The following is a 14,858-nucleotide window of genomic DNA, read 5'->3' as shown; positions in this document are numbered from 1 at the left end:
ATCAGGATGGCGGCGCGGCGCGGTTTGGAACATCGAACACCGTCAGTTCGCGGTCCTCGGTCGGATGGCGCAGGCGAAACACGTCGACGCCGAAGATCTCGCGGATCAGTTTTTGGGTCAGCGCTTCGCGCGGCGCGGCCAGCGCATGCAGCCGCGCTTCGTGCATCACCGCGACCCTGGTGGCGAAGGGCGCCACCAGGGCCAGATCGTGCAGCACCGCGATCACGGTCATGCCGAAGCCGGCCACGAGCTCGAGCAATTCCGCGCGGGCACGCGGATCGAGATGGTTGGTCGGCTCGTCCAGGAACAGCACTTTCGGTTGCTGCGCGATGGCGCGCGCCAACTGGGCGCGCTGGCGTTCGCCGCCCGACAGCGAGCCGATGCTGCGGGCAAGCAGCGGCAACAGGCCGGTCCGGCGCAGCGCGTCGACGACGATATCGCGTTCCTCGCTCCTGCGTCTCAGGCCCGCATGCGGGACGCGGCCAAGCTCGACATAGTCGATCACCGCCAGGCGCGGATCGGGCTGGTCGGTCTGGCCGACGACAGCGATGTGCAGGGCCCGCTCGGCGGTCGAGATCCTGTCCAGGCGGCGCCCACCGAGCTTCACCTCGCCCGCATTTGGCCTGAGCATGCCAGAGAGCATGCGCAGCAGCGTGGTCTTGCCGGCACCATTGGGGCCGATGATGGCGAGACGATCGCCAGAGGCCACCGACAGGCTGACCGCATGGACCAGATCGCGGCCATTCGCCATCGCGCAGAGGTCGCGGGCTTCGAGAAGCGGCATTGTCATCGGCTGTCGCCCGCAATCTTGACCGGTCCGGGAATGCGGGCCAGAGTCTTGCCGGCCAGTCGCGGCGGACGTTGTCCGGAATTGCACCAGCCGTCGGCGAGCGACGCGTAAAGCCTGGCAAATCGCACGAGATCGCCGGCGTCGGCCTCAGCGTCGATGGAGCCGAAAAGATAGGAAGCCTTGCCTGGTGCCTGGAAGGCCACCGTCAGCGGTCGCGCGCAGCCCGCCATGCATTCGACGCCTTCGATCGTGAAGCAATCCGCCAAGGCCGACTCATGGTAGGCCGCGAGCCGGGAGCGCAAATCGGCGCACAGGCTCTCGCCCGACCTGATGCCGGTCGGGATGTCACGGCAAAGCGTGCACACGATGATGCGATGATCGATGGCGCCGTCCAACTTTCCGTCACTTTCCAAAACTGGCAACGGAAGGATGTTGGCGAGCCGGCCGACAAGACCGACGTCCACGTTTCCTCCCGGCACACCCCGTCCGGTCAACTCAGTGATGGCAGGTCTCCTGGCTCGCGGGTCGTTGCGCAATCCTGCCTTCCCAGCCTTGCCGGCCAGTGGCGTGTCGGATCTTGCTCACCGCTTACAGTTGCGGGGGCAGCCACGGCCTCGACCTTTGAGGGTCTCACCGTGTTCCCTTTTCACCCCTTGCCTTTCGGCGCGGGGACCATCAGCCGAGCATCGTAGATTTGCCCCCGGCGCATCGCAACGATTCTTTTCGACCAAGCCTGTCACCATCGCGGCACCAGCAGCCTTGGCCTCATCAGAGAAGACACATGTGATATTTCCATTCGTAATGTCATAACATAACGTTAGAATGATATCCTCTGCCGCTGTCAATCCCCTTGTCGTGAGAGCCATGTCGGCTTGTCGGCAAGGTTGCGACCGCGCAAGGCGGAGTTCAGTCAAACCAGCCCGGCTGGAGGCAACCGAAAATATCCGAAATTGACCATCGAAGCGCTTGCGCAAGCGCTTCGATTAGATTAATTCAATCTCCGTGACGAATTTGGCGACGGAAGAACCACGCCACCAACTTCGCCTTCGGAGGGTCAGCAACAGTCACTGTCGACACGCGTCGCGCTCGCGCTTCGCGGCGGCTTGCTGCTGCCTGTCATTGTCAGATCGAACCGGGAGGAAAACGATGAACATCAAACAGAATGCACTGTCCCGCCGCACTTTCATGAAGGCTTCCGCTGCACTCGGCGCGACCGCAGTGGCGGCGGCGTCAGGGGTCAAGGTGGCGCGGGCCGCGCCCGCCGAAATCAGGTATTTCTACCGGGCGCCATGGCCGTCCTCGGAGGTCTACGCCAATTGGCTGATCGACGAATGGAACAAGAAGAATGGCGACCGGGTCCATGTCACCGGAGCCAGCGTCGACGGCGAGACCTACAAGACCAAGCAGACGATCGAGCTGTCATCGAGCAATCCGCCTGATCTTTTCTATTCCTGGGAAGGCGGCCGCGGCAAGGAGATCGTCGACAACGGTTTCTCCGCCGATCTGACGCCCTATTACGAGAAGTATGGCTGGGACAAGAAGCTGAACCCGGCCGGCGTGGCGCTGTCGGTCTACAATGGCAAGAAGCATTTCGTGCCGACGGAGATGAGCGCGTCGGTGGTCTGGTACCGCAAGGACATCTACGAACAGCTCGGCCTCAAGGTTCCGACCACATGGGATGAGCTGATGGCCAATGCACAGAAGGGCAAGGAAGCCGGCCTTGCCGCCTTCATGCTGGCCAACCAGAAGAAGTGGCCCTCACAATTCATGTGGTCCGCGATCCTGGTCAACAAGCACGGGCTGGACGTCTATGACGGGCTGATCAACGGCACGATACCGTGGACCGACCCGCGCGCCGTCGACGTGACCGCCATGATGCAGAAGCTGGCCCAGGACGGCATGTTCGAGCCGTCGTTCAACTCGATCGATCTCGGGCCTGCCATGGTGCCGTGGACTCAGGGCAAGGGCCTGCATTGGTATCAGGGCTCGTTCAATCTCGGCCGCTTCCGCGGCGACCAGCCGCAATGCTGCGTCGTGCCGATGGACTTCTTCCCGATGCCGGCTTTCCCGGACAAGAAGCCGATCATGTCGGTCTTCGCCGAGGACACCATCATGATCCATGCGAACAGCCCCAACAAGGATGCGGCGGCGGAGTTCCTCGACTGGATGGTCTCCGACGCAGCTATGAGCAAGAAGCTCGAGCTCGACAAGCCTTTCCCGTCGAACGTCAATTCCGACCTGTCGCGGCTGAGCGAAATGGAGCAGCGCCTTGGCAAGGCGATGGCCGAGTCCGGCTCCTTCACCTTCATGCATGTCGACCATGCCACACCGCCGGCGATTTCCGACAAGTTCCTCGACGGCGTACAGGGTGTTCTGGCCGGCGCCATGTCACCTGAGGACGCGATGAAGCTGACCGAGGACGAGGCCGCGCGCGTCAAGAAGTCGTAACGCGAACGGACCGGGAGAGGTGCAAGGCGCCTCTCCCGGTCCGTCACGACGTGCTTCATTGCAGAGGCAGTCATCCTCTCCCGAACCGGGATGGTGGCGACGCGCATCGCGGGCGCTGCCAAAACCATTTCCTGAATCAATCGAAAGGCGCGACACCATGGCCAGCAGCGCAAGGCGCTTCGATGACGGCACCTTCGTCGGCTACGCCCGCCAGCATGTGTTCGTGACCGTGTTCGGCGTGGCCGTGCCGCTGCTGGTGTTCGCCTGCTTCATCGGCTACCCGATCCTCTACACGATCTACCTCAGTTTCTTCGAATGGAACGGCATGGCGCCGCAGAAGAAATTCGTCGGCTTCGCCAACTACGCCTACCTGTTCCAGGACAAGTATTTCTACATAGCGCTGATCAACAACGCCAAGTGGCTGGTCGTTTCGCTGGTTTTCCCGGTCTCGCTCGGGTTCCTGATCGCCTATGTGATGAAGGCGCGCCTGGTGTTTGCGCCGTCGCTGCTGCGCACGATCGTCTTCTTTCCGGTGACCATGTCGCTGATCGCGGTCGGCCTGATGTTCCTTTTGATCCTCAATCCGGTGTTCGGCGCCTTCGACACATTGCTGCGGTCTGTCGGCCTCGGCTTCCTGGTGCATGAATGGTTCGGCGACTACCGCATCGCGCTCTACACGCTGGCGGTCATTTCCGGTTGGGCCTTCACCGGCATGCCGATGATCTTCTACTTCGCCGGCCTCGGTGACGTTCCGAAAGAAACATTCGACGCCGCCCGCATCGAGGGCGCCGGGCATTGGCGCATGATCCGCAGCGTCGCCCTGCCGCAGTTGCGCCCCGTAACCGCGATCATCGTCATGCTCACGCTGTTCGAATCGCTGCGCGCCTTCGACCTGATCGCCATGCTGACCAAGGGCGCGCCTTTCGGCATGACCAACGTGCTTGGCTATCTCGTCTACATGGAAAGCTTCTGGAATTCCCGCTTCGGCTACGGCGCGGCGCTCAGCGTCGTCATCCTGGTGATTGCCGGGTCGCTGGCGGCCGTGCTGCTCGGCAAGGTGCTGAAAGGTGCTTTCGATGTCTGATATGGCCATCAATCCCGCCGGCCGCGGCCGTCTCCTTGCGGTTCTGCCCAAACTCGCCGCGACCGCGCTGATGCTGGTCCTGGCGGCCGTATGGCTTGGACCGCTGCTTTTGATCGTGATGACGTCGATCAAGTCGAACGCCGAGTTCCTGGCAGGGCCTTTCGCCTTGCCCAAGTCGCCGACGATCCAGCCCTATATCGATGTCTGGTTCGGTCTCGGCTTCGGCACGCTTTTGAGAAACAGCCTGATCTATGCGACCGCAGGCTCAGCGCTCGCGGTGACACTGGCGCTGGTTCCCGCATTCGCGCTCAGCCGCATGAATGTTCCCGGGCGCAAGTGGATCTTCGGCCTTTTGCTGACCGGCCTGATGCTGCCGCAGCAGACGGTGCTGATCCCGCTCTACGACACGCTGCGCACATTCCACCTGCTGGACACCAAGATCGGGCTGATCATCGTGCACGGCGTCTATGGAATGCCGTTGCAGGTGCTGATCCTGCGCGGCTTCATGACGACAATTCCGCCTGAAATCGAGAAGGCCGCCTATGTCGAGGGCGCGACCGATTTCCAGGTCTTCTGGAAGGTGATCCTGCCGCTGTCGGTTCCCGGCATTCTGGTCGGCTACACGCTGAACTTCATCGCCATCTGGAAGGAATTCGTGTTCGGGCTGGTGTTCCTCAACAGCGAAGACAATTTTCCGGTGACCGTCGGCATGCTGAAACTGAACAGCGACCGCTACCTCGCCGTCTTCAATCTGCCGGCCGCGGGTCTCGTCATCTCGCAATTGCCGATCGTCATCCTGTTCATCCTCACCTACCGGCAGATCTCGGGCGGCAATCTCTCGGGCGCTGTGAAGGGCTGATGCCCCTGGTCTTTTCGCAACAAGGAATTTGCAATGGCTGAAGTGTCCCTGAAGGACGTCGAGAAGCGCTATGCGATGGTGCCGGTGCTGTCCGGGCTGAACCTGGACATACAAGATGGCGAATTCACCGTGCTGGTGGGACCGTCAGGCTGCGGCAAGACGACGACGTTGAACATGATCGCCGGGCTGGAATCGATCACCGGCGGCACTTTGCGCATTGGTGCGCGCGACGTTACCACGCTGCCGCCGAAGGACCGCGACATCGCCATGGTGTTCCAGTCCTATGCACTGTTTCCGCATATGACGGTTCGCGACAACATTGCCTTCGGCATGAAGATCCGGAAAGCCCCGAAAGCCGATATGGATGCGCAGATACGGCAAGTTGCGCAGCGGCTACGTATCGATGACCTGCTCGACAGACTGCCCAAGGCGCTGTCCGGCGGCCAGCGGCAGCGCGTCGCGCTTGGACGCGCGCTGGTTCGCCGCCCCGGCGTGTTCCTGATGGACGAACCTCTGTCCAACCTCGACGCCAAGATGCGCATCGAGGCGCGCAGTTTCCTGACCAAGATGCATCAGGAGATCGGCACCACGACCGTCTATGTCACGCATGATCAGGCCGAGGCCATGACCATGGGCAGCAAGATCGTCGTCATGTATGGCGGCAAGATCCAGCAGGCGGCGGCGCCGCTCGAAGTCTACAATCGGCCAGCCAACCAGTTCGTCGCCGGCTTCATCGGATCGCCCGCCATGAACTTCCTGAGCCTGCTGTACGATGGCAATTCCCTGTTGGACAAGGCCGGCGCAGTGCGGATCGCGGTGCCGCAGAACCGGCGTGCGGCACTTGCCGGCCACAAGGGAAAGAAGGTCACGCTCGGCGTGCGGCCGGAGCATTTCAGCATCCTGCCGCCAGGTGCCGTACCCGAGCCCGATTCCATCGCCTTCGATGTCGATGTGATCCAGCATCTGGGGCATGAAGTTCTTCTCGACCTCAGTGCGGGCGATCACCGGTGCATCGCACGGCTGCCGCCCAGAGACCGTTCCAAGGTTGGGGAAAATCGGCTGTTTTCCATCGACATGGACCATGTCCACTATTTCGACGGCGACAGCGGCACAAACCTCATTGATTATAGCCGGCAACAATGAATAGTCGGAGCGCGGACCGGCATCCGCACAAGGTTCATGGACAGGCAAAAGCCGGATTGAGGTGACGGGATGGCGAAGGCGGCTGCAACGATCAGCGACGTTGCGCGCCGCGCCCGGGTGTCCACGTCCACCGTGTCCCATGTCATCAACGGCACGCGTCTCGTCAGCCCCGAGAAAACCGCCCTGGTCAACGAGGCGATCGCCGCGACCGGCTACCAGCCGAACGCGCTGGCAAGATCGCTGGCGCGCAAGGTCAGCAACTATGTCGGCATCGCCATTTCGGCGATCACCAATCCCTATTTCAGCGACATCATCTGCGCCATCGAGAACGAGTGCGCGCGCCTCGGCTTGCTGGTCTTCCTTGCCGACACGCGCGACGAGCCCGGTCATGAACTCGCCGTGGTGCAGGCGCTGCAGGAGCGAAGGGTCGACGGCATCATTCTGGCCCCCTGTGGCGACCCTGAAAACGCGACCGTCCGCTATCTGGAAAGGAGCGGCATTCCGACCGTGCTCGTCGACCGGTTCGCCGAGTCGGCCTTCGACCATGTCGGCGTCGAAAACAAGCAGGCCGTCGCCAATCTGGTTTCGCACATTGCGGGACTTGGCCACAGGCGAATCGGCATGCTCGGCGCCCAGGCGGGATTCAGCACCACCAGGGAGCGCATCGAAGGCTATCGACTGGGGCTCAAACGCAACGGCATCGGTTTCGACGCGGATCTCGTGCAGCCTTCGAACATGAATTTCGAAGCCACTCAAAACGCGGTGGCAGCCTTGCTCAAACTGGCAAATCCGCCAACCGCCATCATCACCGGCAACAATTTGACAACCATCGGCGCCGTGGCGGCCATCCGCAAAGCGGGCCTGAGAATACCGCAAGACATATCGCTTGCCGGCTTCGACGATTTCGAGTGGGCGGACTATTTCGAACCCCGGCTGACCCTCATCGCGCAGCCCTGCAACGAGATCGGCCACAGGGCCGCGCAGATGCTTGTCGAGCGGATCAACGGATTGACCGCCGCGCCACGTTCGGTGCGACTGAAATCGACGCTCGTCGTCAGAGATTCCTGCGCCGCCCCGGCCGCTTCCTGACCTGCGGCTTCGGCGAGCGCTGCCGATCATCGCCGCGTTGATTGCACGGCAAGCGCAATTTCGATCAAACTGCCGCGTGCGGAGAGGGCAAGATGGCCCAGCCAAATGCGAGGAGCCATGAACCCGACCGAGAAAGCGCTGTGGTTCGTCGAGAGCCACCTACCGGAGGCTGTTACACTCGACGACGTCGCGCAAAGCAGCGGCGTGTCGCGCTTTCATGTGACGCGCGCCTTCGGCGCCGCCACCGGCCGTTCGGTGATGGGTTATATGCGCGCGCGCCGGTTGACCGAGGCGGCGCGCAGGCTGGCCGGCGGGGCGCCCGACATCCTCTCGGTGGCGCTCGACGCCGGCTACAACTCGCATGAGGCTTTCACCCGCGCCTTCCGCGATCAGTTCGGCACCACGCCGGAACTGGTGCGCGCGCAAGGCTCGACCAAGACCCTCGACCTCGTGGAGCCGATCCTGATGGACCAGTCCCTTCTCACCAACCTCGAACCGCCACGCTTCGAGACCAGCCGGCCGTTCCTGATCGCCGGGATCGGCGAGCGCTACAGCTGCGAAACCAGCGCCGCCATTCCGATGCAGTGGCAACGCTTCGGCCCCTATATCGGCAACATTCCCGGCGAGACCGGCGACGTTGCCTATGGCGTCTGCGTCAATGGCGACGATGCCGGCAATTTCGACTACATCGCCGGCGTCGAGGTGACAGACTTTTCCGACCTTCCCAGGGAATTCAGCCGTGTTCGCGTGCCCGCGCAGAAATACGCGGTCTTTGCCCATCGCGAACACATCTCGACCATCCGCCGCACCGTCAACACGATCTGGAACAAATGGCTGCCGGCCTCAGGGCACGAAATAGCTGACGCGCCCGAATTCGAACGCTATGGCCCGGAGTTCGATCCGCGCAGCGGCAATGGCGGGCTGGAGATCTGGATACCGGTCAAGTCATAGGTATCGGGCAACCGTCCCTTGGCATGGCCAAGAGACGGTCCGCCGCTCCGCCTATTCCACGGTGCAGGCGACCTCATAAAGGCCGGGCTGGGCCTGACCCAAGGCCTGGTTGCGATCGAGAAAACCACTGCCGCGCAGATGCTCGAACACCCGCTGCATGGCCGCCTGGTCATGCGCCTGGGCGTAATTGACGACACGCGTGCCATCGAGACTTCAGTGCAGGCTGGCGGACATCCAGCCGGGAACGCCGCGGCAGCTCATCGCCGCCTCGCGCAGCAGGTCGATCAGCGCCTGCTGTCCGCCTTCTGGTACGGTGAAGACATTGATCTGGGTGATGACGCTGGTCTCGGCGCGAATGATGGGCATTCTTCTTCTCCTCGTTGGCGCCTGGCAAACGAAGGAACGCCGATCAGCGAAAACTCCGAACGCCAAGCCTGGCGTAAAAGCACGCCGTGGGCTTGCCGTGGGTTCCCATCTTGGATGGGAACGGAGCTTCCAGCCGGTGGAAGGGAGCGGGCTTACCGTTTGCCGCTCCAGGGTCCTTTTCGACCCGCGTTTCATAGCATCGGCGCAAGCCGCCAACAACCGCGCATCATGGAAACGGATGGCGGAGAAGCTTCGCTAAAGGTCGAGATCCCAGGTCTGGCCAACAAGGTCCTTGCCGAAGGAATGGTGAGGCTCTTCCTCGATCAGTTTGAAGCCGGCCACCTGGTAGATGTGCCGGGCGGCGGTCAGGATGTCGTTGGTCCACAAGGTCAGCGTTTTGTAGCCTTTCGCACGGGCAAAGCCGATGCATTCCTCGACCAGCCGCTTGCCGATGCCGAGGCCGCGCGCTGAGGGTTCGACATAGAGCAGGCGCAGCTTGGCCAGCTCCGGCGATTTGCGCACGACGAAGACCGAGCCGACCACCTCGCCATCGCGCTCGGCGATCCAGCCGCGCTCCCATTTCGGATCGAAGGATTTCACGAAGGCCGCGAGGATTTCGGCGACCAGCGCCTCATAGGTTTCGTCCCAGCCATAGTCCTGTGCGTAGAGCATGCCTTGCCGGCGGGTGATCCAGCCGATGTCGCCGACCTGCAGCGGCCGCAGCAGATAAGGGATTTTCGGTTCGGCGCTTTCGCCGAGCAGTGCCTGGACCGTGCGCATGGACTTCACCAGCCGGTCCTGCTCGGACGCCGGCAGCCGATCGAGCAAGGCCGCGACCTGGTCGTGCGAATCCTTGTTCAGCGGTGCGAAGGCATTCCTGCCCGCCGGCGTCAGCGCGATCGACGATTGCCTGGCGTCCGATACCAGCGTCGACCTGGAGATGAGCTGAAGCCGCTCGAACTTCTTCAACAGACGGCTGACATAGCCGGCATCGAGACCGAGGTCGCGTCCAAGGTCGGTCGCGGTCAGACCGTCGCGGTGCGCCAGCTCGTAAAGCACACGCGCTTCGGTCAGCGAGAAGGCGCTTTTCAAGAGCCCTTCGTCGAGCAGTCCGATCTGGCGGGTGTAGAAGCGGTTGAAGGCCCGCACAGCATCGATCAGTTGCTTGTTGGGTGCATCATTGTTGGGCTGATGGTGAATCGTCATGAGCATCTCCTGTCCGCACAGGATCAACCATTTACTTGACAGAGTCAATTATCTGGCCCGGCTCGATCACATCATCGGCAAAACCGGCCAGCGATCGACGATCTTGCCGCCGGAAAGCACCGCGATCGGGCCGAACTGCTGCAGCACGGCCTCACTCTGCGTCGGCCGCAGGAAGGCGTAGTCGCCAGGCCTTGCGGCACTATCGGCGGGCAGACCCATGAACTGCTGGTTCGAGGACAAGCCGAGCAGGCCATTCGTCTTCATGCCTTCGGGAAAGACAGGCTCGGCCATCCATTTGCCGCCATAGAGGTAGCAGCCCTTGCGGGGAAACCGGCCGAGCGCCTGCAGCAGACGCGAAGCGGCCGGCGAACCCGGCAGCATCGGCTCGACCACTTTCAGGATCGGCGTCGCGATGAAGGCCGCCGGCAAGAAATCGTCGAGGCTAGGCGTGTCGAAATCGCTGGGCAGCACGAAGGCCGACCCCATCGACACTTCATTGGCAATGCCGCCGTGATGCAGCAGCGCGGTCTTGCTACCGCCAATGTTGAGAATGCCTCGGTGATCCGCACCAAGGCATGCGACGAAAGCTTCGGCCCGTTCCGAGGCCTGTGCCAACGCCTTGGCCGGGCCACCGAACAGGCCAGGAATGTGCGGTGCATGCGCTTCATAGGCCATGACGCCTTCGCAACGTAGCCGTTTGTGGGTCGAAAGCACCTCCAACGCCCGCGACAAGGCCTCCGGGTCGGCGAAGCCGCCACGATGCAGCCCGACGTCGATCTCGAAGGCGATACGCAGGTCGACACCGAGTTCGGCGGCGAGAGCGCCATATTCGGCCAGTCTTTCGTCGCTGTCGATCAGCCAGCAGACACGCGACCAGTCGGCGTCATCCTTCACCTGCGCCGCCCTTGCTGCGCCGACCGGCATTGGTTTGCCGTAAAGCAGATCCGCGTCCGGAAACGCTTTCAGCACCGCCGCGCTGATCGGCGGGTGGAAAGTCATGAAGCGATCGGTTCCGAGCGCTTTTCCGATATGCGACAGCAGCGGCAGGCAAGCGAGCGACTTGTCGACCAGCCGCACCGCAAGACCGGGGTCAAGCCTACCTTTCACCAGCGCGATGTTGCCGTCCAGCCGATCAAGGTCGAGCAGCAGGCAAGGCTGGAAGACGCTGGCTTGCCTCAGTGCCTCCGATAGGGCGGAAAAATAGGTCCTCATGCTTCGATGCCGAACAGCCCGGCCATATAGGGCGAGACGAAGCGGTTCTGCGGATCGATGTCGCGGCGCACCGCCATGGCGTCATCCCAGCGCGGATAGAGCTTCTTGAAGTCCGCCGCCTTCAGGCTGTGCATCTTGCCCCAATGCGGCCTGCCGCCATATCTGCGGAAGATCGGCTCGGCCGCCTGCATGAAGGGCAACGGATCGCTGGCCGCATCATGGTGGATGGCGATCGAGCAGGTCCGCCTGTTGTAGAAGGGCGAGAGCCAGAACTGATCGGCCGCGACGCTGCGCACCTCCATCGGGAAATAGACCTCGGGAAAGCGCTTCTCGGTCAGCTCTATGATCTCGGCCAGCGCCTTCGGCCCTTCCTCGAAGGGAAGGTGATATTCCATCTCGTTGAATTTGGTTTGCCTGTCGCTGGCATAGACGTTGAGCCAGTCCTGCACATAATCCTCGGACGGCACTTTCGCGACGGCGCCCAGGATCAGCCGGCGGCGCAGCGACGGCAGCCAGGCAAGCCCGGTGCGCAACCGGCGCAGCGTGCGCAAGGAGCCTTCGTCATCGTCGGTCGGGCGCGTGGTGGTCGCCTCGGTGCTGAAATCGCTGGCGATGAACTGCGCATAGCCGGAAAACGGAATGTAGTAGAATTCGGCAGAGCGGTGCGCGGTCATCATCTTCTCGAAGTCGCGCAGCATGTCGGCGATCGGCAGCACCCATTTGCGACGGCGCAGCCGGTAGGTCGCAATGTTGTTCAGCGTCACTTCGCTCAACACGCCGAAGGCACCGAGCGCGACGCCGATGGCGTGGATCGTGTCCTGATCCCCTGCTATGTTGAACTCGCGAACCTTGCCAAGCCCGTCGACGATCTGCACCGTTTCCAGTTGCGTGTGATAGGCGCCGAGTGTCGGTCCCGAGCCATGGGTGGCGGTGCCCAATGCGCCGCCGATCGCCTGGCGGTCGATATCGCCCATATTGGGCAGGCCCTGGCCGATGCCTTGCAGGATGTGCATCAGCGAACCAAGCCGCGTCCCTGCCCGCACGCGCGCCTGATGCTTTTCAGCGTCATGCGAAACCAGCCCCTCCAACCTCTCCAGGGATAGGATGGTACCTTGCGATTTCACCAGCGGCGTGAAGGAGTGACCGGCACCGACGACGCGGATTGGACCTGGTGCCGTTCGCACGAGGTCGCCGAGCTCGCCGGCATCGGCGGGGCTGGCGATCAGCCTCGGCTTTGCGGTGACATAGCCGGACCAGTTGCTCCAGATGTTCGACATGGCGCTCACGCGACGACCCGGCGATGCCGCGCCACGAGGACAAAAAAGCCGAGCAGCGCTACGCTGGCGACAGCGCTGGCGGCGGCAAATTCCGGAACCGGGCGAAAATCCTTGCCGTCGATGAGCAGCGACGCCGCAACCGGCCCGATCGCCAGGCCGAAGAGCTGGGCGGCCGGCACCAGCAGCACGGCGGTGCGGGTGTCATCAGCCGTGATCGCCAGCCGTATCTGGTAGGGCACGATGAACAGGAGGATAAAACCCATGACCAGGGCGGCGACCCAGAATGTCGAGAGGCCAGGTCCGCTGGCAAGGATGAGCGAGGCGACAAGCGCGACAGTGCCAATGGCTGCGATGGCAAGGCGATAGTCGATGCGTGCCTCGAACACGGTCGCCGTCATCGCGCCCATGACTTGCACCGCGAGGCTCGCCGAGACGATCAGCCCGACGGTGCGGCCGTCGATGCCGAACTGCGCGCCAAGCGGTTCCAGAAACGCCCAGACCGAGCCGAAGAACATGAAATAGCAGAAGACGCACGACAGCGCGGTGATAGAAGGAACCGTCAGCACATTGGCCAGATTCTCATCCTTGGGCAGGTCGGCGTAATCGGCAGGGACGATGAAGGCGATCACGAGCGACAGGACGCAGACGACCGCGAGAATGAGAAAGCCGCCGGCCGACCCGGCCGCTGGAATGACATAGAGCGCCAGCAGCAAGGCAAGCGCGCATTGCGCCAGCGTCTGCATGGTGACGAAATAGCCGCCGATGCGTTCGGCACGCCGCGAACGGGCGATCAGTTCGGTGGCGACCGCGACCAAGCCGCCTTCGGCGAGACCGGCCAAAGCACGTGCCGCCATCAGCGTATTGACGCCGGCGGCATAGGCCGTCCAGACATTCGCCAGTGCCAGCAGGAGCAGCAGGACCGCACTTTTCCAGCGCATGTTGCGGGCCGACAGCAGCATCGCCACAACAGCCGAACCGATCGCAATGGCGATCATCTCGGCGGTGGCGACCAGTGCCAGCTCATCGCCGCTGACATGGCCCTCGGTGTAGAGCGCGCCGAGCAGGACGGGCTGCAGCCCGAGAATGAGCAGGCCGACCGAGCCGATCCACAGGGCCGAGGCAAGCTGCCCGCCGGTCGGATTGCCGACCAGCCAGTCGCCGTCGCCCAGATGACCGGTGCTTGTCGAAGTCAAAGGCGCCTCCCAACGTCCTTGCCGTACGGCAAAAAAGCTGACAACCTGTCAGCATTTCAGAAACTGATACTTGATCATATTTTTTGTCAACCAGAATTTGGCAATTCGTGCGAAAGATCAGTGCATGATGGAAGCAAGGCGAACAGCGACGGAGCCGAGGCGCAAACCCAAGCAGGAGCGCAGCCGCGAGCGCATCGACGCCATCCTGTCGACGACCATGCGGCTGATCGGCGAGAAGGGCATTGACGCCGTCACCATGAAGGAGGTCGGCATGCTGGCGGGCGGGCCGATCGCCACAGTCTATCATTACTTCCCCAACAAGTCGGCGATCCTTGCGATGCTCTACGAGCGGTTCTCGGAGGTCAGCCGCGCGCGATTGACTGCGATCATCGCCGACGTCCGCGAAGCCAAGGACGTTATCGCTGCGGCCGACCGGCTGCTTGACGACTACCTCAGCCGTGTTGCCGGCGATCCGGCCATCCAGGACCTGCAGAACGCCATCCAGGCCGACAAGGCGCTTAAGAATCTCGACATCGCCGAAACCCGCCATCAGGCCAAGATGTTCTGCGATCATGTCACCGCCTTGATCGAACCGGGCAAGCACGAGCAGTTCGAACGCATGGTTCTGTTGATATTCCAGCTCGCCGGTGGCGTGGTGCGCCTGGCGCTCGCGGAGGGCGAAGCGGAAAGCCGCCGGACCATCGAGGATTACCGGTCGATCATCCACACACAGTTGCGGCTGTTTCTCTAAGCCCCAATCCGTGGAAAAAATTACCGTCTTTCGAGGCTGCCGCGCGCCTTGACTCTCGCAGGTCGGCGGCCTATTTCAGCGCCACGTTAGCACTCGCCCCTGGTGAGTGCTAACTATGTGTCCGGCTTCGCCGGACGGAGGAACTGTTTCTCACCGTTCTCATTCGAGGAAGAAAAAATGGCAAAGTCGAAGTTCCGCCCGCTTCATGACCGCGTGGTCGTTCGCCGGGTCGAATCCGAATCCAAGACCGCCGGCGGGATCATCATCCCCGATACGGCGAAGGAAAAGCCGCAGGAAGGCGAGATCATCGCCGTCGGCTCCGGCGCCCGTGACGAAAGCGGCAAGCTGGTCCCCCTGGACGTCAAGGCTGGCGACCGCATCCTGTTCGGCAAGTGGTCGGGCACCGAAGTCAAGCTCAATGGCGAAGACCTTCTGATCATGAAGGAATCCGACATTATGGGCATCATCGGCTGATCATCGGCCTCACCG

General features: G+C 62.5%; 15 protein-coding genes and 1 riboswitch. Of the genes, 8 read left to right on the top strand and 7 right to left on the bottom strand.

Annotation, left to right across the window (positions count from 1 at the left end; genetic code table 11):
• Position 1 precedes the first annotated feature (1 nt).
• Positions 2-790: an ABC transporter ATP-binding protein gene (locus AC04SF_RS30175; protein WP_488480758.1), complete on the bottom strand. Its 789-nt coding sequence runs from the start codon at positions 788-790 to the stop codon at positions 2-4.
• Complete coding sequence (locus tag AC04SF_RS30170; RefSeq protein ID WP_488480757.1) at positions 787-1,185, bottom strand: DUF1636 family protein; 399 nt, start codon at positions 1,183-1,185, stop codon at positions 787-789. The genes AC04SF_RS30175 and AC04SF_RS30170 overlap by 4 nt, the downstream gene beginning before the upstream one ends.
• Positions 1,186-1,276: 91 nt before the next feature.
• Positions 1,277-1,483, bottom strand: a riboswitch (cobalamin riboswitch).
• Positions 1,484-1,936: 453 nt separating this feature from the next.
• Between AC04SF_RS30170 and AC04SF_RS30165 the strand changes: the two genes are divergently transcribed.
• The 6 genes from AC04SF_RS30165 to AC04SF_RS30140 all read left to right on the top strand — a co-directional run bounded on the left by AC04SF_RS30165 (position 1,937) and on the right by AC04SF_RS30140 (position 8,364).
• A complete protein-coding gene (locus AC04SF_RS30165; protein WP_488480756.1) occupies positions 1,937-3,238 on the top strand; it encodes an ABC transporter substrate-binding protein in 1,302 nt (433 codons plus the stop codon).
• Between the two features lie 157 nt (positions 3,239-3,395).
• The gene (locus AC04SF_RS30160) at positions 3,396-4,322 is read left to right on the top strand and encodes a carbohydrate ABC transporter permease (RefSeq protein ID WP_488480755.1); all 927 of its coding nucleotides are present in this window, start codon (positions 3,396-3,398) and stop codon (positions 4,320-4,322) included.
• A complete protein-coding gene (locus AC04SF_RS30155; protein WP_096456715.1) occupies positions 4,315-5,181 on the top strand; it encodes a carbohydrate ABC transporter permease in 867 nt (288 codons plus the stop codon). Before AC04SF_RS30160 ends, AC04SF_RS30155 begins: the two co-directional genes overlap by 8 nt.
• Positions 5,182-5,214: 33 nt before the next feature.
• Positions 5,215-6,324 carry an ABC transporter ATP-binding protein gene (locus tag AC04SF_RS30150; RefSeq protein ID WP_488480754.1) on the top strand — a complete coding sequence of 370 codons (1,110 nt, stop codon included), beginning with the start codon at positions 5,215-5,217 and terminating at the stop codon, positions 6,322-6,324.
• A gap of 69 nt (positions 6,325-6,393) precedes the next feature.
• Entirely contained in the window at positions 6,394-7,413 is a 1,020-nt protein-coding gene (locus AC04SF_RS30145; protein WP_096456711.1) for a LacI family DNA-binding transcriptional regulator, read from the top strand.
• A gap of 117 nt (positions 7,414-7,530) precedes the next feature.
• On the top strand, positions 7,531-8,364 hold the full coding sequence (locus tag AC04SF_RS30140) for an AraC family transcriptional regulator (protein WP_488480753.1): 834 nt from the start codon (positions 7,531-7,533) through the stop codon (positions 8,362-8,364).
• Between the two features lie 213 nt (positions 8,365-8,577).
• Here AC04SF_RS30140 and AC04SF_RS30135 read toward each other — a convergent pair whose 3' ends face one another.
• The 5 genes from AC04SF_RS30135 to AC04SF_RS30115 all read right to left on the bottom strand — a co-directional run bounded on the left by AC04SF_RS30135 (position 8,578) and on the right by AC04SF_RS30115 (position 13,618).
• Positions 8,578-8,730 (bottom strand): antibiotic biosynthesis monooxygenase family protein, encoded by a 153-nt coding sequence (locus AC04SF_RS30135; RefSeq protein WP_488480752.1) that lies wholly within the window; start codon positions 8,728-8,730, stop codon positions 8,578-8,580.
• Between the two features lie 255 nt (positions 8,731-8,985).
• Positions 8,986-9,936 (bottom strand): bifunctional helix-turn-helix transcriptional regulator/GNAT family N-acetyltransferase, encoded by a 951-nt coding sequence (locus AC04SF_RS30130; protein WP_488480751.1) that lies wholly within the window; start codon positions 9,934-9,936, stop codon positions 8,986-8,988.
• A 66-nt stretch (positions 9,937-10,002) separates the two neighbouring features.
• Positions 10,003-11,148, bottom strand: coding sequence for a DSD1 family PLP-dependent enzyme (locus AC04SF_RS30125; RefSeq protein ID WP_488480750.1), 1,146 nt, complete (start codon positions 11,146-11,148; stop codon positions 10,003-10,005).
• A complete protein-coding gene (locus AC04SF_RS30120) occupies positions 11,145-12,425 on the bottom strand; it encodes a D-arabinono-1,4-lactone oxidase (protein WP_488480836.1) in 1,281 nt (426 codons plus the stop codon). The genes AC04SF_RS30125 and AC04SF_RS30120 overlap by 4 nt, the downstream gene beginning before the upstream one ends.
• A 5-nt stretch (positions 12,426-12,430) precedes the next feature.
• The gene (locus AC04SF_RS30115; protein ID WP_488480749.1) at positions 12,431-13,618 is read right to left on the bottom strand and encodes an MFS transporter; all 1,188 of its coding nucleotides are present in this window, start codon (positions 13,616-13,618) and stop codon (positions 12,431-12,433) included.
• A 124-nt stretch (positions 13,619-13,742) separates the two neighbouring features.
• Between AC04SF_RS30115 and AC04SF_RS30110 the strand changes: the two genes are divergently transcribed.
• The gene (locus AC04SF_RS30110; RefSeq protein ID WP_096456698.1) at positions 13,743-14,369 is read left to right on the top strand and encodes a TetR/AcrR family transcriptional regulator; all 627 of its coding nucleotides are present in this window, start codon (positions 13,743-13,745) and stop codon (positions 14,367-14,369) included.
• 177 nt (positions 14,370-14,546) lie between these two features.
• Entirely contained in the window at positions 14,547-14,843 is a 297-nt protein-coding gene (gene groES, locus AC04SF_RS30105; protein ID WP_010915433.1) for a co-chaperone GroES, read from the top strand.
• Positions 14,844-14,858: the final 15 nt, after the last annotated feature.

The sequence above is a fragment of the Mesorhizobium sp. CNPSo 4671 genome, assembly GCF_057784245.1.
The sequence above is the reverse complement of the archived record's forward strand: the minus strand, read 5'-3'. Positions and strand labels throughout refer to the sequence as shown.